We start from the raw sequence: 19,292 nt of genomic DNA, 5'->3' as shown, positions 1-19,292 counted from the left end.
TTATTTAATTTAGGATTTCAAATATAGTAAAAATGCACTACTTTAGCCTATCGTTTTCGTTTTTTCATTTTATTAACTATTATAAGATGGATTAAAAGCGATAAAGTTTAACCTAATTTAAAAAATAAGTACCAAGCAATGGGTCAGAAATTACCTATACTTTTAAGCTCGCTGCTCCTGGCGGGTACCGCAGCTACTGCACAGAATCAGAACAGTGGTGTTTTTTCCGGTGATCTGATGACCAATGTCAACTTCTTTAACAGAGACACTGCGATCAACGCTTCGGGCAACCCTTTGTATGACAACCTGCTGAGTGGTGGAGAAAGCTGGCTGAGCCTTCGTTATTCTAATTATGGGTTTACCGGTTACCTGAGAATGGATGCCTTCCATAACTCTAACCTGCGTTTCCCTACCCAGCCGACAACCGGTTTTGGTATTGGTGCATGGAGCATCAGTAAAGAATTTCAGAAGTTGAGCATCACCGGCGGTTATATCTACGACCAGATTGGTAGCGGTATTATCTTCCGTGCGTACGAAGATCGTGGTCTGCTGATCGATAATGCACTGGTGGGCTTAAGATTAAAGTATGATCTGACCGATAATATCTCCGTTAAAGCCTTTACCGGACAACAGAAGAACCTGTTTGACCGTTATGCACCGATCATAAAAGGGATCAACTTTGAAGGTAGCTTCTCCATAAAAGATAAAGTATTTTTCAACCCTGGTATTGGTGCAGTGAACCGTACTATGGATAAAAGCAGTATGGATGCGGTTATTACCCGTATTAATGCCTTGCCTTTAGAAGAGCGTAAAGAACCTAAATACAATATGTATGCGCTTACGGCATACAATATGCTGTCTGCCGGCAACTTCTCCTGGTATGTAGAAGGAGCGTATAAGAGCCAGGAAGCATTTAATGATTATAATGGCGGTATCCAGGTAAATGACGGTAGTCTGTTCTATACCAATATGAGCTATGCCGTTAAAGGGCTTGCAGCGAATGTTACCGCAAAGAGAACGCAGAACTTTGTAATGCGTACCTCACCTTCTGAATCTGCAAACTTCGGTATGGTTAACTGGCAGCCGATTGTAGCGCAGATCCGTCCGCAGCGTCTTATTGCGCGTTATACACCGCAATCGCTTGACTGGAGCGAGCTTGCACTGGGTGGTAATATCCTGTATTCTCCTAATGATGAATATGATTTCAACGTAAGCTATACTCATATCAATACAATAGAGAAACTGAAATTGTACCGTGAGGCCTATTTCGAGACCAATATACGCAGTATTAAAAATGTACGTTTGCAATTAGGTTTGCACTACATGAATTACAATCAGGAATACTACCAGTTCAAACCTGGACATCCGATGGTAAAAGCGCTTACACCGTTTGCCGAATTTGCGTACAAGCTGTCTCCTAAAAGATCGATCACTGTGCAGGCGCAGTACATGGATACAAAGCAGGATTTTGGTAGCTGGGCTTTCCTGCAGGTAGAGTATGCTTTAGCTCCAAAATGGTCTTTTGCACTCTCCGATATGTACAACATCAAACCATCAACTGCAACAGCGAAAAAAGAGCATTATTACAATGCGTTTGTGGCTTATACAAAAGGAGCACACCGTTTCTCTGCAGCCTGGGTAAAACAGGTAGAGGGTATTAACTGTACCGGCGGGGTATGTCGTTATGAACCGGCATTCAACGGTTTTAAACTGATGATTACCTCCAGTTTTTAGTAAAAAAGTAATAAAAGACATCATAGAAAATCGAAAGGTTGGCGCAAGCCAACCTTTTTTTATTAATATATTTTTTCTGTAGTAAATGTTAAAAATTGTGCATTTGCATTTATATATTTACACCGCAACTATATGAACAAAAGTATAATTTGATTAACTATGAGGAAGAGACTTTTACTTGCATTCGCTTTAATTGCGTATGTACAAAGTATTTACGCAGCGTATGTTCCGTTTACCCTAACCAGTGGGTATAACGCGGATGTTGTGGTCAACGGAGTGGGGACCGGACTGGCTACAACCACTTCAGATGTGGACGGCGTCAGCTACGCTTTTGTGGCGCAGGGCTGGCAGCAGACGGCAAGCAGTACGCCCCTTGCCTGGGGCTTACCGGCATCAGGGGTAGTGAACAGTACTGTTGCGGCCACGCCAGGCCTGTATTTCAACCTGGCCTCCTACAGCAGCAATAACAGTGTGCGCATCCCGACCAACGGGACTTCTGCCACTATGGTGTTTTCCAATAACGTGGCGGCTAAGAATATATTTCTATTGATGACTTCAGGTAGTGGTACCAGCTACTTTACCGGACAGATCAACTTTACAGATGGTACCAATCAGCCCATCTCTACAGCGACCATCATTCCGGATTGGTTTGGTAGTACAGCACAACCCGTTGCCTTGCTGGGTTTTGGCCGTATCAACCGTTCTTCAGATGCGCTGGAAGCGAATACTTCTGACCCGAGATTATATCAGATCACCATTGCAGTCTTACCTGCCAACCAGAGTAAGCTGGTCGCTAGCGTACAGATCAACAAAGATAATACGAGTTCATCCACATCAGTAATCAATGTGTTTGCGGCAAGTGCCGAAATCGTGACTACTAATGATGCCGGAGTATCTCAGTTAACTGCTCCCTTATATTTCTGCCAGGGTAGCAACCAGGTAAAAGTGAAAGTTAAAAACTACGGTAATAACGTAATCAATAACCTGCAGGTGCAATGGCAGCTGAATGGGGTGGCACAAACACCGTACAGTCTTACCTTACCATTAGATACCGCTGGCGGTACAGGGCTTAATGAGCGCGAGGTTACCCTGGGTGCTTATACCTTTACCGGAGCAGCCGTAACCTTCAAATCATGGACCACATTGCCTAACGGTGGTTCGGATGGTTTTGTGGCTAATGATACTTTGGGTGCAACACTACAGGCTTCCTTATCGGGTACTTATACCATCAACAGTGCACTACCTACGGGTGGCAGCAACTTTGCCAGCTTTACCGCATTAAGCAATACCTTAATGACCTATGGTATGTGCGGACCTGTAGTGGTTAATGTTGTTTCTGGATCTGGTCCTTATAACGAGATATTTAGTCTGGGTAATGTACCAGGATCAAGCGCTACCAATACCTTGCGTATAAATGGTGGTGGTGCTACTGTTCAATTTACCAACACAGCTACACAGCGTCAGTTGCTGACCCTATCGGGCACGCAGTATACACGTATTGACAGCCTTACCTTTAAAGCGCTGGCTACCGATTATGGCTGGGGTGCCTTACTGACCAGCAACTGCGTATTTGACTCCATAACCCGTTGTACATTTGACCTGACAGCAATTACAAGCACCTTATCAGCGAATAGTAGTGGTATTGCTATGTCGGGGTCTAATACTTCTTCAATTACCTCCGGTACCAATGCTACTAACTGTTTCATCTTCGGTAACTATATTAAGGGTACTACCGGTAGCGGAGGTCCTTATTATACCTTAACCATGACCGGTGTAAACAATAACAATATTATTCGCGGTAATAAGGTTGAAAACTTTTATTTATATGGAATATATATTACCGGCGCCGGTCTGAATAATATTATTGAAAACAACGAGGTGCAAAGGGCAACGAAAACCACGACCAGTACTTTTTACGGTATTTATCTGGGATCGTCAACTGTTGGTGGTATCGTGCGCAACAATCGCATTCACTCTCCTTATGGCGGTACAGTGGCAAATACAAACTCTGTATATGCCATCTATAATACCGGATATGGAGGTACCAGCACCAGTCCTGCTCAGATCTATAACAATGTAATATACAACATTAACCAGGGTGGTTTTATCTATGGTGTTTACCACATCAGCTCTGCGCAATATTGTATGTATTACCATAATACCATCGACATAAGTAAAATACAGACCGGTACTTCTGCCAACTATGGTATCTATCTGACCGGTACCAATACCGGCTCTGAGGTGAAGAACAATATCATAAGTATTACCGGAGGTACTTTAGGTACGAAGTATGGCTTCTACTACAGTACTGCAGCCAGTATCTCTTCTGCCTTGAAGAATAATATTTATGTCAATTCTACACAAACAGGTACACAGAACTACGGGTACTATACTGCAGCTTACGCAACGCAGTCTGCCTTCCAGACAGCATATCCTGCATTTGAGCCAGGCTCGCCTGCTGTAGATCCGCAGTTTGTTGCTCCTAATGCCGGCAACTTTACCCCTGCAAATACAGCTTTGGTTGGTGCCGGTGTAAACCTTACTGCTTCTGTTACTTCAGATATTAACGGAACCCTGCGTAATAATCCGCCTACTATCGGTGCCTTTGAAGTGGTAACCGGTGCGAATAACGCTTCTTTACCAGCATTAATTACACCGACAGGTAACTTCTGTCCGGGTAGCCAGGCCGTAAAAGTAGTGGTGAAAAACTCTGGTGCCAATGCAATCACTTCGGTACAGATCAACTGGAAAATAAACGGGGTAACACAAACACCATATGCATGGACCGGAACGCTGGTTCCTGCTACCTCTGCAACAGGTGCTAATACAGATACTGTAGTAATCGGTACCGGTACTTTCCCTGCCGGTGCAAACAGTCTGGTGGTGTGGACTACTGTTCCTAATGGTACTACAGATTCTGATCCGACAAATGATACTTTAAATGCAACTGTAACTCCTGCAAACTTTACGATCTCTTCTACTGCTGATACAATCTGTGCGAGCGGTACCGCAACCATGCAATTATCACCAGCAACAGGCTATGCTGCAAATGCGCTGCAATGGCAGGTTTCGGCAGATAATGGTGCAACCTGGAATGATATTACCGCAGCAAATACGACTTCGTATACCGCCACTGGTCTTGCTGCTTCGCGTTGTTACAGAGTGAAAATTATTACCGGCGGCACCAACTGTTTCAGCCCGGTAAAATGCATCCGACTGGATACAGTAGCCATTCTGAGCACCACACCTGCCGCCCGTTGCGGTACGGGTACGGTGAGTCTGAGTGCGACTGCCCGTCCGGGCAATACCATTAAATGGTATGCTGCGTCAACTGGTGGTACTGCACTGGGCACCGGTGGTACATTTGTAACACCTTCTATTGCTACAACAACAACTTACTATGTAGAGGCTGCCATCGGTGCAACAGCATCAGGTTGTGTAACTGCGACCCGTACACCTGTAATTGCAACGGTGAATGCCGCTCCTGCTGTTAACCTGGGTAATGATACCTTCCTGTGTCCGTCTGCAACCATTAACCTGAATGCAACGACAACCGGCGCTACTTACCTGTGGAGCACCGGTGCTACTACCGCAACGATTGCAGTAACTACTACCGGTACGTACCATGTAGCCGTAACGGGAACGAATAGTTGTGTGAAGAGAGATACTATCGTGATCAGTGCCGGTACTAATCCTACCAACCCACTGCCCGCGACTGCTAATCTGTGTCAGGGTAGTAACATCACCTTAAATGCAGGCAATGCAGGCAGCACTTATATCTGGAATGGCGGTGCAACGACACAAACACTTAATGTAACTGCTGCGGGCACTTATAGCGTAACCATTAAAAATACCCAGGGCTGTTCTATTACTACACCGGGTACTGTGGTAACCACAATACCTGCTCCGGTTGTAAACCTGGGTAATGATACCTCTATTTGTGCAACAGCATCTCTGACACTTAATGCGACAAATGCCGGTGCAAGCTATGCCTGGAATACCGGTGCCACTACACCAACTATTACAGTCAATGCAGCTGGTTCATACCGTGTGGTGGTAACAGGCAGCAATACCTGTGTTAAACGTGATACGATTATTGTAACCCTTAAACCAACACCAACCAATGTGTTGCCGGCTGCGCTTGATCTGTGTCAGGGCAGCAGCACTACGCTGAATGCAGCTAATACCGGTGCCACTTATTTATGGAATACCGGTGCAACGACACAATCAATCAATGTCAACAGCGGCGGTACTTATAGTGTAACCATCACCAATGCGATTGGTTGTAGCCGTACTACTACCGGTACTACCGTAACCATGAGAGCTTTACCGGTGGTTAACCTCGGACCGGATACTATCGTATGTAATTATGCGACTTATGTGCTGGATGCGGGTAATGCAGGAGCAAGCTATTCCTGGAATACCGGTGCGGCAACCCAAACCATTAACCCGATTGCAACCGGAACCTACTCTGTTGAAGTGACAAACAGTTATAGCTGTAAAGGTCGCGATACGGCACTGGTTTCTTTCTTCGATGATCCTACAATAGATGGCTTTAACTTCATTCCGATGTTTAACCAACAACTGGGTATGATACAGTTTCAGCCATTGAATCCTCAGTTTGTAACTAACTACAGCTGGGATTTCGGAGATGGTTCTGCTCCATCTACACAGGCTAATCCGTCTCATGTGTATGCAACATCCGGTTTGTATAATGTAACCTTAACCGCCTCTAATCACTGCGGTACTATGGATACCAGCCTGGTTATTGAAGTAGATCTGCTGGCGACTTCTGTTAAGAAAGTAAATCCAGAACTGGCCAATATCAAACTGTATCCTAATCCGGTACAACAGGGTACATTGACTATTGAAAATGCTGCTACAGGGGTGAAAATGGAAAATATCCAGCTGATCAATATGCTAGGCCAGGTCATGCTGCAGGTAAACGCAGATGGCCAGACGAAACAATTCATTACCACAAATGATCTCGCAGCCGGAACTTATATCGTGCATATCCATACCAATAAAGGAATGGTTGTACGTAAAATACAAGTGATCCGATAAGAGCATAATACTGTTACTAAATAAAAAATAGAGGAGCCTGAAAAGGTTCCTCTATTTTTTATGCGCTTAAAGGATGAGTATAGGCATATTTATGCACAAAAAATGATCTTTCTTAAAACATTAACTTAACCGTAAAAAATATGTATCACATCATTTTGTATCTTCGCAACGATGAAAAGACCTTTTCTGGCCATATTTCTGTTCCTGCTACTGGCGGTACAATTAGTACCGGCAAAGGTAGTGAGCGATATTTTGTCCAAACAAAGGGTTGTATCGGAAGAAGAAGTTCATAATAACCATAGCTATATTGATACAGAAAAAGATTCTGATTTAAAGAAGTTCTGGTACCTGCATTATGGCCTGCTTTCGGAAGCGGTCGGCTCCGGAGAGAAGATCACTTACATCATCATGGATGAAGCTTTGTTTAAGGTTCATCATCTTGAAGTCCCCACACAACCTCCCAATTTAGTTTAGTTACCTTTTATGATTAGCTGACCGGTTTCGATCTGTCAGCCTGGCTTTTGGTGCCTTACCGATTCCTGCAATTGCATGCGAATCCTTGTGCGGCTATGCGTGTAATATTCAGCAGAATCATTACAGGCTTATGTTGCCTGTTGGGTACCGGCCATCCTACTATATCTTTCAGAACAAACAAGCGTAACAAAACATCATGTCAAAAAATAAATCATTATTTGCATATGCTAAGCATGACATCTTAGCGGGGCTGATCGTATTCCTGATCGCCTTACCCCTGTGCCTTGGTATCGCCCAGGCTTCAGGTGCACCATTATTTTCCGGTATTGTAGCCGGTGTAGTTGGTGGTATTGTCATAGGCTCTCTGAGCAAAAGTAACTTTAGTGTAAGTGGCCCTGCCGCAGGTCTCGTATCCCTGGTGGTGGGTGCCATTGCCGACCTGGGCGTTTTCGAAATTTTCCTCTGTGCGGTTTTGCTGTCCGGGGTATTTCAGATCGCTCTCGGCTTTGCCAAAGCGGGTACTTTTGCCAACTTCTTTCCCTCCAGCGTTATTGAAGGTATGCTGGCCGGTATCGGTCTTACCATTATCTTTAAGCAATTGCCCGATGCCGTAGGTTTCAGCGGCCCGGATAAGCTGGTCGGTATGAGAGACGGAGAGCGGGGGATGAATACCGATATCCTGACCGGTATTACCGAAAACATTCACTTTGGTGCTGTTGCCATCACACTGGTATGTCTGGCTATATTAATCCTGTGGCAAACCAAGCCGTTCCGCAGAATACAGATGATTCCGGCCGGTGTCGTGGTAGTGGTTGTCGGCACTTTGCTCAACTCCTTATTCCACTCTACCGGTGGGGCATTGCACCTGGGGGCCGATTACCTGGTACAGCTGAATGTTCCGGATTCTGCCGAAGCATTTTTTAAGCAGTTTAAAATGCCGGATTTTTCAGGTTTAAAAAATCCCAAAGTATGGCAATATGCAGTAATGATTGCGGTGGTAGCCTCTATCGAGACACTGCTTTGTATTGAAGCAACAGATAAACTCGATCCGCTGAAGCGCAACACTTCCGGTAATGCCGAGCTGAAAGCACAGGGTATCGGTAATATTATCAGTGGTCTGATCGGAGGTTTGCCTATTACTTCGGTAATTGTCCGTTCCAGTGCCAATATCAATGCCGGTGCCAAGTCCAAGCTGTCGGCTATTATACACGGTATGTTACTGCTGGTCTGTGTGGCTACGATTCCGGCTATCCTGAATATGATCCCGAAATCTGCGCTGGCAGCGATCCTTATATTTACCGGTTATCGCCTGGCCAAGCCTGCAACCTTCATACATATGTATAAAGTGGGCCCTACAGAGTTTATTCCTTTTGCGGTTACCGCTGTGGCTGTAGCCCTGCCATTCCTGGGATTATTAAAAGGTGTAGGATTGGGTATGCTCATCAGCATCTTCTACCTGCTGCGCAGCAATATGCGTATCCCGTATTATTACCGTCGTGTGCAGTCTGAAGAGAAAGATGTAACCACCCTGGAACTGGCTCAGGAAGTGTCGTTCCTCAACAAGGGAAGTATCAAGACAACCCTGAACAGTTTTGCAGAAGGCAGTACGGTAATTATTGATGCAAGTAAAGCTGAATATATTGACTATGATGTGCTGGAAGAGATCAGGGAGTTTTATACTGTACAGGCGCCGAGTCGTGGTATTACAGTATCCCTGGTAGGATTTAAGAATGATTATAAAATTCCGGAAGGTGCCAATGTGCACTACCTGATGACCGAACTGGAGCAGGATGAGCATGCACGGAAATGGTCTGGTAAGCACAAAAAACTATTGAAGGAGCTGAATGGCGACAAAGAGTAAACAAACACAATCAAAATCAAAAAATTATTAAAATCATGTTACAGTCTTATAACAACAATTTAGAAGAATTAACCCCGAACGACGCATTAACGATCTTAATGGATGGCAATACCCGTTTCGTAAACGGAATAAGCAAGAACAAAAACTTTTTAAGCAAGGTAGAAGAGACCGGCACTCAGCAGAGACCATTTGCTGCGATCCTTAGCTGTATGGATTCCCGTGCTCCGGTAGAGATCCTGTTTGACCAGGGTATCGGCGATGTATTCAGTGTACGTATTGCAGGTAATGTAGTGTCTGAAAATGTACTGGGATCGCTGGAATACGCAGTAGGTGTAAGCGGATCTAAACTGATCATGGTCATGGGTCATACCAATTGTGGTGCGGTAAAAGGCGCTTGTGATCACGTAGAATTCGGTAACCTGACCGGTCTACTCAATAAGATCCAGCCTGCGGTATCAGCGGGTAATGCAGGAGATGGCGAGAAGAACAGCAAGAACGATGCATTCGTAGAAGATGTAACCCGCCTGAATATCCAGAACTCTATCAACAGCATTCTGCAGCAAAGCGAGGTGATCAAGAAACTGACAGAAGAAGGTAAGATCAGCCTGGTAGGTGCAGTGTACAACGTATCAAAAGGTACGGTTGAACTCCTGGGCGAGCAAAACTAATCTGAATTGAATATTGTTATAAAGGGACAAAGTAACGTACTTTGTCCCTTTATATTTTTACCCAAAATAACACAACATGATAACACTGAAAGAGGCACAGGGACAGGTAGACGAATGGATCAAAACGATTGGTGTCCGCTATTTCAACGAGCTGACTAACTTAGGCATCTTAATGGAAGAGGTTGGTGAGCTGTCCCGCATTATGGTGCGGCATTATGGTGAGCAGTCTTTTAAAGAAAGTGATAAGGGCAAAGACCTATCTGATGAAATGGCCGATGTATTATGGGTATTGCTCTGCCTGGCCAATCAGACCGGGGTGGATCTTACTGAAGCCTTTGAGCGTAATATGGCTAAGAAAACCAAACGGGATGCACAGCGTCATAAAGAAAATGATAAGCTATAATTCATATGGTATTTAGCTGCATATTTGTTATAATTGTTATATCTTAGATTAATCACCTAATACAAAAGCAATTATTATGAACAAGTTGTATGCTACCGTAATGATGGTTGCAGGCGCAAGTATGCTGTCTGTACAGGCTATAGCCATTAAGTTTAAAGTACTGGAAGGCAATATGGATGCCGTTAAGAACGAAACCCAACTGAACGTTGTATATGATTACAGCAAAATGGGTGTAGGTAAATTTGATGATGAAGCCGATTATATCCGAAAGAAAAAGGCGGATTATAATGAGAAGGAAGCGGGCAGGGGAGATGCCTGGGCCAAGGCCTGGAAAGCAGATCGCAGCAAGCGTTTTGAACCGGCATTCGAAGACCTGTTCAACAAACATTCTGCCAAAACCAAGGTGGGTAATTTTCCATCTGCAAAATATACACTCATATTCAAAACAACCTTTACCGAACCGGGCTTTAATGTGCATGTCATGCGTAAAAATGCCTCTATCGACGGCGAGTTCTGGATTGTGGAAACGGCTAATCAGGCTAATGTTATTGCCAAAGTGCAGATGAGTGATGCGCCAGGCCGTACTTTCGGAGGCTATGATTACGATACCGGCGCCCGCCTGGAAGAAAGTTATGCAATGGCCGGAAAGTCTTTTGCGAAGAAATATTTCTAATGAAGCATTAATATAAAATGAGTAAGGGATAAGACGCTCCGTCTTATCCCTTACTCATTTTATAATGAAACCTGGTGCTATTTATACCAGAAAGTCAGGTACAGGAATATGAGCATGAGTACGAGTACACTAATGCTTTCAAAACGGGTAAACTGGTGTTCATCTCCTCTCTTTTTAGCTTTGAAAAAGCGGATCCAGCGGATGGATGCAACTACCGCCAGTAGGGCCAGTACAACAATCTTTAAAATATCTACAGTCTGCATAATCAATAATTTTTATAATAATACTTACAATAATACACCTCTTAGGAATAATACGGCACAGGAGAAGTAAATAATCAGTCCTGTAACATCCACCAGGGTAGCGACAAATGGCGCAGAAGAGGTAGCTGGATCGGCCCCCAAACGTTTGAGCAGCATAGGGAGCATAGACCCCGCAAAAGAACCCCAGAGTACTACAAATATGAGCGAGGTACTGATGGCCATAGATAAAAGCAGCCAGTGATCACCGTATATTGTAGGATCGACCAGGTGCCAGATATAAATACGCGCAAAGCCGATTACCGCAAGGCTTGTACCCAGCAATAAACCGGAGACAATCTCACGGCGCATAACACGCCACCAGTCCTTAAGGGTAACCTCTCCGAGTGCCATTGCCTGAATGATCAGGGTTGAGGCCTGTGAACCACTGTTACCCCCGCAGGAGATAATCAGCGGAATGAACAGGGACAGTACCACCGCTTTCTGGATCTGGTCTTCAAAGAAGCCCATAGCCGTAGCCGTAAGCATCTCACCCAGCATCAGGACAGCAAGCCATCCCACACGCTTTTTAAACAAGCTGAATATAGGCGTATCCAGGTAAGGTTCATCCAGGGCTTCGGTACCCCCGATTTTCTGAATGTCTTCTGTAAACTCTTCGTTGGCCACCCACAGGATATCATCTACAGTAACGATACCCAGCAGAATGTTTTTATCATCTGTCACGGGCAGGGCCACACGATTATTCATACGGAATACCTGTACCGCTTCTTCCTGGTTGGTATTGGCATTGAGTGATACCAGGCGGTTGTCTACAATGTCTTCAACAAAAGTATCCGGATCGGCCAGTAATACTTTACGGATCTGCAGGTCGTCCAGCAAGACACCTTTTTCATCAATGACATAGATTACATTGATCGTTTCGGAGTTTACACCATACCTGCGTATATGATCCAGTACACGGCTTATTTTCCAGTGCTTTTTAACTGCTACATAATCAGGGGTCATCAGACGGCCTACGCTGTCTTCTTTATATCCCAGCAGTTTCAGGGCTTCTTTACGTTCCTCTTCCGGCAGCAGGATGATGAGTTTTTTTACCGCATCGCCGCTCAGTTCGCTGAAGAGCGAAGTAAGGTCATCCGGTGGCAGCTCATTGATCAGCTCGGAAATCTTATGGCCAGATAGCTTTTTAAGGATACGGGCCTGGGTAGGAAAGTCCAGGATCCTGAATACATGTACCGAGCGTCCGATGGGCAGCACTTCAAAGAAACGCGGGGCATGGTCCGGTAGTTCATCTACCAGCTCCTTTACATCAGAGATATTCTGATCCTCTAAAAAGTGCAGAAGGTCCCTGTCGGTACCATACTCGATCAGGTGCTCCGTTTTTTCAATTATGGATTGCAGCTGTTGTTCCATAATGCCTCAATTTTAGAAAGGTTAGTGAAAAATTTTTCAGGATAGGCTGCGAAATTCGGCTATTTTATTTAAGATCAGATCAAATTACAGAAATTTAATTTTAACCCTTATTCGGGGGAGAAATCATAATTTCGCTGCTTATGAACCTGAATCCGTTAATGATTTTTGTATCGGTGCTGAAGCTGCTGCTGTACCCGTTTTCGCTGCTGTATGGTGCGATTATGTGGCTGCGCAACCGCCTTTATGATACAGGCATTTACTCCTCTGTACAATTTAGTGTACCGGTGATCAGCGTAGGCAACCTGTCTACCGGTGGTACGGGCAAGACCCCGCATATAGAATACCTGATGCGCCTGTTGCGTTATGAATACCTGGTGGCTACACAAAGCCGCGGGTATAAGCGCCGCAGTCGCGGGTTTAAGCTGGCCGATGAGTCAACTACTGCCTATGAGATAGGAGATGAACCAATGCAATTTAAACTCAAGTTTCCGGAAATGTCTGTAAGTGTCTGTGAAGAACGGATGACCGGTATACCCGCTTTGCTGGCAGAACGTCCCGAAACAGAAGTCATCTTACTGGACGATGCTTACCAGCACCGCTCTGTAAAGGCAGGTCTTAATATCCTGATTACAGATTATTCCCGTCCGTTCTATACCGATTATGTATTGCCCTTCGGTAACCTGAGAGAGGGGCGCAGGGCCGCTAAAAGAGCCCATGTGATTATCGTATCCAAATGTCCTGCTGATTTGCCGGAAGCTGAGCGCAAGGCCATCACCGCACGCATCAATCCATTGCCGCATCAGAAAGTATTTTTTACCCATATCCGTTACGGTACCTGCTTTGACTTCTTTACCGGCAATCCCGTATCACTACAGAAAGAGCAGCATATTATCCTGGTCAGTGGTATCGCCCGCCCGGAGCCAATGCTGCATCACCTGAGAGAAAAGGTAGCCGATGTACACTTGCTGCGTTATCCCGATCATCATTATTTTACTACTGCTAATCTTGAGGAAATAAAACAAACCTGTAAAAACTGGGAGGCTAAACAACCGGTTATCATTACTACAGAAAAGGATGCCACAAGACTGGCCCTGCACCGCGATACATTGCAGGCCTGGGGTGTACCGGTCTGGGTATTGCCTATAGAAATCGATTTTATAGAAGGCAAAGAGCAGTTTGACCAGATTGTACTGGAGTATATTGTAGATACACGCATGTCTTTCTACGCAGCCATGGAAAATTTTTAAGAAATATTTTAAATAATACACGATAAGGTACTATCTTTGTACCCGAAAAAACAAGAGTCATGCCAAAAAGAATTAAACATACCGGTAAGCAAGTTTCAATGTTCCTGTTACACTTAGTCGTTTTTGCAATTGCGAATGTAGCTATGTGGTACATAACATATGCGGGAAAAACAGAATGGGTATACCCTTGGCCAGCCTGGGTTACTGCAGCATGGGGACTGTTGGTTGTAGGACATGCCTGCACCATCTGGGCTAACTATGAAGACCGCGGTATGGATACATTTAAAAAACAGCTCCAAAACTAATATTTACTTTAGTTTAATATAATTGAATCCCCCGGACATTTGTCCGGGGGATTTTTGTATCTTGCCCCTACCTATAATCTACATACTATGTTTTATTCTGCTGCTCTTGCCGGTAGCAAAGCCCCCATGCTTTATGTGCTGGCTGCATTTGTTGCGGGTATCATCAGCTACGACCTTTGGGGCATACACTGCTCCCGTACTTTAATACTGTGCTGCTGGGCCTTGCTCTGCATCATGGCACTTTCCGCTTTCGTTTTAAGGTCCAGGTACAAATGGGGTTCGTACTGCAGCAATGCGACGGCTTTCTCTGTGATTACCCTTACTGCCTGGGTATTATATGCCTACCAGGATACAAGGCAGTCGCCCGATTGGATAGGTGCACGCTATCAGAACTACCGCGAATTTCAGGTCCAGGTGCTGGAGACACCCCGTGAAAAGAATGCTACCTATTATATTCCGGTATCTGTAATGGCCGGCAGAGATCATACCGGCTGGCATACCTTATCGGGTAAGGTAAGGTTGTACGTCTATAAAAACGATACTGTCCGATTACAGGGTAGGGGAGCGATATATCGTGTGCCTAATGAATTGCAGTTGCTGAAACAAAATCATAATCCCTTTGCGGTAGATTTTATAAGGCAACAACAGCGTAACGGGTTTTATCACCAGCAGTTCATTGCCCCTGATGATATACACATTCTTAGCAAAGCCTCCGAAACCCAGACAAGTGATCAGGCACGATCTGTTATACTATATGCACTGAAGCAGTATATACCCGATACGCTGACCTCCGCCCTGGCTCAAGCCACCCTCCTCAACGAAGTAACGGATGAGATGAGCGTGCTGAAAGATATGTATACGCATACCGGTATCATGCACATTATTGCCATTTCTGGCATGCATGTCAACCTGCTGTTTATGCTACTGGTACTGCCTTTTTACCGAATGCGCGATCCACGTAGACAATGGATCAAGTATATACTGGTACTGCCTTTCGTGTGGTCTTACATTGCCCTATGCGATTATCCGCCATCTGCAATCCGGGCAGCCATCAGTTTCTCTGTGATCACGCTTGCCTTGTGCAGCAGGCGCAGGGCAGAACCTCTGCAACTCTGGGCTATAACGGCGTTGGCATTACTGTGCATTAACCCGGCCTGGTTATATCATATCGGTGTGCAATTGTCTCTGCTGGCAGTTTTATCCATTATACTATTTTATAGACCCATTCGTAACTGGTTTTCATCTTCGTTCCGGCCATTACAACTATTGTGGGAGACCATAGCGATGAGCCTGGCAGTACAGGTATTGGTAGCACCACTGATCATCTATTACTTTCATCAGTTTCCCGTATGGTTTCTTCCGGCCAATGTACTGGCAGCGGTATTCAGTACACTACTGATGATGATGTCATTGGTGATTATTTTATTTTCGGCTATACAGCTGCCCGTAATTGCCCTTATATGTGGTAATGTACTGGTTGCCTGTACGCAGGCCTTTCATTCCCTGCTGGGCTTCCTGGATCGCTATACGCCAGATGCAGCCAGTTGGCTACCGCTTGATACCTGGGATTATGTCTTGCTGATGATCAGTATTATCGTTTTGGCCGTTTATTTCCTGAGGCGATATTATCCGGCACTACCAGCAGGTATAGGTCTGTTGCTCTTGTTTGTGCTGAACCTGATGGTACAGGATTTTATGGCCACACGCCAGAACGGAATAGTAGTCTATGCCGCAGGTAAAGAAACCCTGATAGAGCACATATCCGGTCGTGTGGTACGTACGTATAGTATACAGCCCATAAGTATCTCAGCGCAGGAATATATACTAAGGCCGGCACACCTGGGTTACCGGATCTGCCAGCAACAAGCAGCCCCTTTGACTTATGGAACCATGAATCTTTCTGCTAAACGGATTGCCTGGGCAGATGCTACAGCATTGCATCAATTAGCGCCGGAAATGGATGTCCTGATCCTGTCCGGGAAGGCCGATCCGGAGCAGATCATCAGGCTGCATCCTGCTCAAATTATACTGGCCGGAGGTAATACCCGTAACGGAATACAGCGATTGAAAACACAGTTATTTACAGCGGGATATGAGGTCTATACAGTGGCTGAACAGGGTGCCTGGATTTTTTTTGAATAGTTTTGGCGAAAAGAAAAAAGCGCTTATATTTGCAATCCCATGGGGAATTAGCTCATTTGGTAGAGCGCTTGCATGGCATGCAAGAGGTGACCGGTTCGATTCCGGTATTCTCCACAAAACATAAAGCAAATAACCGGAATACTACTCATTAGCGTTCCGGTTATTTGCTTTTGATCTTTGCGTCTACCTTTCGCAAATACAGTAATCATCCTGTTCCATGTCATGAAAACAAAACATCTTTTAGTAGCACTACTCATTGCCCTTGTCTGGGGAGTGAATTTTATCGCCATTCATATAGGACTGGAAGTATTTCCTCCGTTTTTACTCAGTACGATTCGTTTCGGGCTTAGTGCCTTTCCCTGGATATTTTTCCTGCCCAGACCCAAAGCCCCGCTGAAACTCATTCTGGGCTATGGTGTGTTTACTTTTGCCTTACAATTCGGATTGCTCTTTAGCGGTATTCATCTGGGATTGTCGGCAGGTCTGGCATCACTTGTATTGCAGGTGCAGATGTTTTTCTCTATGGGGCTTGCTGCACTCTTTTTTAAAGATCGTCCCAGCGCATGGAAGATTGTTGGTTCGCTGATCTCATTTATAGGTATTGGTATTGTGGCCAGTCATGCAGATGGCAGTACTTCATTGATAGGCCTTATCCTCACCTTGCTGGCAGCTTTATCCTGGTCGATCGGAAATATGTTTACCAAAAAAGTAGATGCCGCATCACCGCTGGCGCTTGTCGTATGGGGAAATCTGGTTGCTTTCCCTTTTATGGCAGTGACTTCATTGCTTTTAGAGGGGCCTGAAATGATAGGAAATTCATTTCAGCATGTTTCTGCAGAGACAATTGCTGCAGTCATCTATATTGTATATGTCTCTACCCATGTGGGCTATGGTGCCTGGGGTTATTTATTAAAATCATATCCTACCGCAACAGTAGTACCATTTACCTTGCTGGTGCCCGTTGTAGGGTTCCTAAGTTCGGCATTGATTTTGAATGAGGATTTACTGCCCTGGAAGATTACGGCATCTGTATTTGTGATGGCGGGTCTTGTCTTTAACCTGATGGAAAAACAGGTGCGCGGCCTGCTCGCCAAACGAAAAGCAAAAATTGATTAGATCGTAATCTGTGAGTAATCCTGACATCAAAAGCCGCGCTAAGCGCGGCTTTTGATGTCAGGATACTTCATTTATATTTTCCAGTATGCAGCTATATTAAGGCCATAATTGTATAGATTTTCTTTTACCGGAGCATCATTACTTTTGATCACAGCAAACCGGAAAATGGGTTCCAGTTTAAGGTGCACTTTTTCATTTAAGGCATAATCAACACCGGCGCTGAGTTGTGCCGCGAGATTGAATTTTCGGTAATAAGACGCGCTTGCTGTTTCTGTCTCTGTTTCACCGCTTGCATAGAAGAGGCTTTGCTTGGTTTGTTCACGGAGCAGATACATAGCATTTAATCCCGCTCCTGCAGTGAATTTCAGTCGTTTGTGTCCAAAGGTTACATTGACTGTTGCCGGAAGGATCAGATAATTAATATTATACAACATACTGACTTGGGTGGGAAGTGCGGGATTCGGGAACGCATAAATCAGGTCTCTTCGCTTATTAGTTTGGCCACCCCAATTACTGTATTGCAAGCCACTATTCAGGCTTATATGTTCATTCAGCTGATAGCCCAAAGATACCCCGGCTGTATATTGAGGCCGCGGTATTTCAATCTGATTCCGGGATTCTGTAATTATGTCACTACCATGGTCTCCGGGATTAGCCCGGAGCAGGCGATAATTGATCTGAGGGCTTACATTAAGCCCGATCTGCCATCGGGAAGGCTTTGCTGATTGATGGCCTGCAGGAGCTTCCTGGGCCATGGCAGCAACGCTGAGCAGCATGCTACAGGGTAATAGGAGTTTATGCATATAATAGTAGTTATTATTTCATAAACGTGTATACTCTTGATTTTGGTATAGCTGTGATGATAGACTAAAAAGTACCGTGGGGATTGCTGTAATTCTTCAAGTAAGCAATGATCAATTTTATTTTTTCTTGTTGCGCTGTTGTAATGGTGTCCAGTGTAATACACCTGACAGGGGCATATTCTTTTTGCCGCTTTTTAAGTCCCTGATCATTTTTGGTTTCTGCCCGATTGGTCAAAAATATATACAACCACTCTGCACTTCTTGAATCAATAAGGGTTCCCGATAATGCTGGCCCTGTGGCTGGTTTGAATTGATTATGACAACTGACGCAGTTGTTTGTATATGCCTGATATGCTCTGACCTTCTTCATCTCTGCTACATCAATTTGTGCTGAAGGCTTTTGTTCTGCATTACAGGACAATAAATAGAATAAAGGGATCAGCAAAATGATGATACCCGGTTGCAGACATTGAGCAGATCCGTTTGTATCATCATATATCGCCCTCATAAAATTGTAGTTCTTTTGCTAAATTTTCCCTGGCCTTCTCCTCATATTGCCCGTAGAAATACTCCGTTTTGAACAGGCGGGGCATATCCAGGAAATGCTGTATGACTCGGGCTCTTCCGGGATAATATTGTTCATCGGGATAGATAGTATATTCCTTACGGATGTCTTTGGCATACTGTATATACCGCTCCCAGTCCTGCCCCAGGATACTCAGGTCTGCATCGGTAAAATAGTTTATATCCATATCAGCAGAAACAGTATGTGCTTTTGTCGCCAGGATTGTGTCTATACACTGTTGCACCTTTTCAGCCGGGAGCTGCAGGGCATCCAATATTTCTTTGGCGAATGCGGCACTTTGCTCTTCATTATCCTGACGGCTGGCATCATAAATAATATCATGGTAGCAAAGGGCCAGCCAGATTACTTCGGTGTCCTGTAACTGATGCTGTATAGCAGATAAAGTACTGTACATCTGATCCAGGTGCTGCAAAGTATGATAATGGCGACCACAGGCACTATACGCCCTGGTAATATCATTCCAGAGGCGGTCCTGTGCATGCAGGCCATCATCGCTACGCTGCATTATTTTTTTGAAGCAATCCTGTAAGTTGTCCATAGCTG

General features: G+C 44.8%; 16 protein-coding genes and 1 tRNA gene. 12 read left to right on the top strand and 5 right to left on the bottom strand.

Annotated features, from left to right (window positions below; translation table 11 throughout):
* The first annotated feature begins 138 nt into the window (after window positions 1–138).
* The 7 genes from EMP01_RS01705 to EMP01_RS01675 all read left to right on the top strand — a co-directional run bounded on the left by EMP01_RS01705 (window position 139) and on the right by EMP01_RS01675 (window position 10,877).
* A complete protein-coding gene (locus tag EMP01_RS01705; protein WP_129019768.1) occupies window positions 139–1,734 on the top strand; it encodes a DUF6029 family protein in 1,596 nt (531 codons plus the stop codon).
* A 159-nt stretch (window positions 1,735–1,893) separates the two neighbouring features.
* Entirely contained in the window at window positions 1,894–6,798 is a 4,905-nt protein-coding gene (locus EMP01_RS01700) for an Ig-like domain-containing protein (RefSeq protein ID WP_129019767.1), read from the top strand.
* Window positions 6,799–6,969: 171 nt separating this feature from the next.
* Complete coding sequence (locus tag EMP01_RS01695) at window positions 6,970–7,272, top strand: hypothetical protein (RefSeq protein WP_129019766.1); 303 nt, start codon at window positions 6,970–6,972, stop codon at window positions 7,270–7,272.
* A gap of 196 nt (window positions 7,273–7,468) precedes the next feature.
* A complete protein-coding gene (locus EMP01_RS01690; RefSeq protein WP_129019765.1) occupies window positions 7,469–9,133 on the top strand; it encodes a SulP family inorganic anion transporter in 1,665 nt (554 codons plus the stop codon).
* Window positions 9,134–9,168: 35 nt separating this feature from the next.
* Complete coding sequence (locus tag EMP01_RS01685; protein ID WP_129019764.1) at window positions 9,169–9,801, top strand: carbonic anhydrase family protein; 633 nt, start codon at window positions 9,169–9,171, stop codon at window positions 9,799–9,801.
* A 76-nt stretch (window positions 9,802–9,877) separates the two neighbouring features.
* Window positions 9,878–10,204: a nucleotide pyrophosphohydrolase gene (locus EMP01_RS01680; RefSeq protein ID WP_129019763.1), complete on the top strand. Its 327-nt coding sequence runs from the start codon at window positions 9,878–9,880 to the stop codon at window positions 10,202–10,204.
* Between the two features lie 76 nt (window positions 10,205–10,280).
* Window positions 10,281–10,877, top strand: a complete 597-nt coding sequence (locus tag EMP01_RS01675; protein ID WP_129019762.1) for a hypothetical protein — start codon at window positions 10,281–10,283, stop codon at window positions 10,875–10,877.
* A 77-nt stretch (window positions 10,878–10,954) separates the two neighbouring features.
* Here EMP01_RS01675 and EMP01_RS01670 read toward each other — a convergent pair whose 3' ends face one another.
* The gene (locus EMP01_RS01670; protein ID WP_129019761.1) at window positions 10,955–11,140 is read right to left on the bottom strand and encodes a hypothetical protein; all 186 of its coding nucleotides are present in this window, start codon (window positions 11,138–11,140) and stop codon (window positions 10,955–10,957) included.
* 24 nt (window positions 11,141–11,164) lie between these two features.
* Window positions 11,165–12,550: a magnesium transporter gene (gene mgtE, locus EMP01_RS01665; RefSeq protein WP_129019760.1), complete on the bottom strand. Its 1,386-nt coding sequence runs from the start codon at window positions 12,548–12,550 to the stop codon at window positions 11,165–11,167.
* A 140-nt stretch (window positions 12,551–12,690) separates the two neighbouring features.
* Between mgtE and lpxK the strand changes: the two genes are divergently transcribed.
* The 5 genes from lpxK (at window position 12,691) to EMP01_RS01640 (ending at window position 17,360) form a co-directional block, all read left to right on the top strand.
* Window positions 12,691–13,797 carry a tetraacyldisaccharide 4'-kinase gene (gene lpxK / locus EMP01_RS01660; RefSeq protein ID WP_129019759.1) on the top strand — a complete coding sequence of 369 codons (1,107 nt, stop codon included), beginning with the start codon at window positions 12,691–12,693 and terminating at the stop codon, window positions 13,795–13,797.
* Window positions 13,798–13,856: 59 nt separating this feature from the next.
* The gene (locus EMP01_RS01655) at window positions 13,857–14,102 is read left to right on the top strand and encodes a 2TM domain-containing protein (RefSeq protein WP_129019758.1); all 246 of its coding nucleotides are present in this window, start codon (window positions 13,857–13,859) and stop codon (window positions 14,100–14,102) included.
* Between the two features lie 87 nt (window positions 14,103–14,189).
* Window positions 14,190–16,244: a ComEC/Rec2 family competence protein gene (locus tag EMP01_RS01650; protein ID WP_129019757.1), complete on the top strand. Its 2,055-nt coding sequence runs from the start codon at window positions 14,190–14,192 to the stop codon at window positions 16,242–16,244.
* A 41-nt stretch (window positions 16,245–16,285) separates the two neighbouring features.
* Window positions 16,286–16,358, top strand: a tRNA-Ala gene (locus EMP01_RS01645).
* 108 nt (window positions 16,359–16,466) lie between these two features.
* On the top strand, window positions 16,467–17,360 hold the full coding sequence (locus EMP01_RS01640) for an EamA family transporter (protein WP_129019756.1): 894 nt from the start codon (window positions 16,467–16,469) through the stop codon (window positions 17,358–17,360).
* A gap of 71 nt (window positions 17,361–17,431) precedes the next feature.
* Here EMP01_RS01640 and EMP01_RS01635 read toward each other — a convergent pair whose 3' ends face one another.
* The 3 genes from EMP01_RS01635 to EMP01_RS01625 all read right to left on the bottom strand — a co-directional run bounded on the left by EMP01_RS01635 (window position 17,432) and on the right by EMP01_RS01625 (window position 19,287).
* Window positions 17,432–18,163 carry an outer membrane beta-barrel protein gene (locus tag EMP01_RS01635; protein WP_129019755.1) on the bottom strand — a complete coding sequence of 244 codons (732 nt, stop codon included), beginning with the start codon at window positions 18,161–18,163 and terminating at the stop codon, window positions 17,432–17,434.
* Between the two features lie 64 nt (window positions 18,164–18,227).
* Entirely contained in the window at window positions 18,228–18,608 is a 381-nt protein-coding gene (locus EMP01_RS01630) for a cytochrome c family protein (RefSeq protein ID WP_161971188.1), read from the bottom strand.
* A 46-nt stretch (window positions 18,609–18,654) separates the two neighbouring features.
* Entirely contained in the window at window positions 18,655–19,287 is a 633-nt protein-coding gene (locus EMP01_RS01625) for an HD domain-containing protein (protein WP_129019753.1), read from the bottom strand.
* Window positions 19,288–19,292 lie beyond the last annotated feature (5 nt).

Origin of the sequence: Edaphocola flava (assembly GCF_004118155.1) — a bacterium.
Taxonomy (GTDB): domain Bacteria; phylum Bacteroidota; class Bacteroidia; order Chitinophagales; family Chitinophagaceae; genus Edaphocola; species Edaphocola flava.
Note: the sequence above shows the minus strand (reverse complement) of the source record. Positions and strands in the feature narration are given on the sequence as shown.

What these genes read in the sequence shown, in the direction of transcription:
- EMP01_RS01705 (WP_129019768.1), top strand. Translation starts at nt 139, where the DNA reads ATGGGTCAGAAATTACCTATACTTTTAAGCTCGCTGCTCCTGGCGGGT.
- EMP01_RS01700 (WP_129019767.1), top strand. Translation starts at nt 1,894, where the DNA reads ATGAGGAAGAGACTTTTACTTGCATTCGCTTTAATTGCGTATGTACAA.
- EMP01_RS01695 (WP_129019766.1), top strand. Translation starts at nt 6,970, where the DNA reads ATGAAAAGACCTTTTCTGGCCATATTTCTGTTCCTGCTACTGGCGGTA.
- EMP01_RS01690 (WP_129019765.1), top strand. Translation starts at nt 7,469, where the DNA reads ATGTCAAAAAATAAATCATTATTTGCATATGCTAAGCATGACATCTTA.
- EMP01_RS01685 (WP_129019764.1), top strand. Translation starts at nt 9,169, where the DNA reads ATGTTACAGTCTTATAACAACAATTTAGAAGAATTAACCCCGAACGAC.
- EMP01_RS01680 (WP_129019763.1), top strand. Translation starts at nt 9,878, where the DNA reads ATGATAACACTGAAAGAGGCACAGGGACAGGTAGACGAATGGATCAAA.
- EMP01_RS01675 (WP_129019762.1), top strand. Translation starts at nt 10,281, where the DNA reads ATGAACAAGTTGTATGCTACCGTAATGATGGTTGCAGGCGCAAGTATG.
- EMP01_RS01670 (WP_129019761.1), bottom strand. Translation starts at nt 11,140, where the DNA reads ATGCAGACTGTAGATATTTTAAAGATTGTTGTACTGGCCCTACTGGCG.
- mgtE (WP_129019760.1), bottom strand. Translation starts at nt 12,550, where the DNA reads ATGGAACAACAGCTGCAATCCATAATTGAAAAAACGGAGCACCTGATC.
- lpxK (WP_129019759.1), top strand. Translation starts at nt 12,691, where the DNA reads ATGAACCTGAATCCGTTAATGATTTTTGTATCGGTGCTGAAGCTGCTG.
- EMP01_RS01655 (WP_129019758.1), top strand. Translation starts at nt 13,857, where the DNA reads ATGCCAAAAAGAATTAAACATACCGGTAAGCAAGTTTCAATGTTCCTG.
- EMP01_RS01650 (WP_129019757.1), top strand. Translation starts at nt 14,190, where the DNA reads ATGTTTTATTCTGCTGCTCTTGCCGGTAGCAAAGCCCCCATGCTTTAT.
- EMP01_RS01640 (WP_129019756.1), top strand. Translation starts at nt 16,467, where the DNA reads ATGAAAACAAAACATCTTTTAGTAGCACTACTCATTGCCCTTGTCTGG.
- EMP01_RS01635 (WP_129019755.1), bottom strand. Translation starts at nt 18,163, where the DNA reads ATGCATAAACTCCTATTACCCTGTAGCATGCTGCTCAGCGTTGCTGCC.
- EMP01_RS01625 (WP_129019753.1), bottom strand. Translation starts at nt 19,287, where the DNA reads ATGGACAACTTACAGGATTGCTTCAAAAAAATAATGCAGCGTAGCGAT.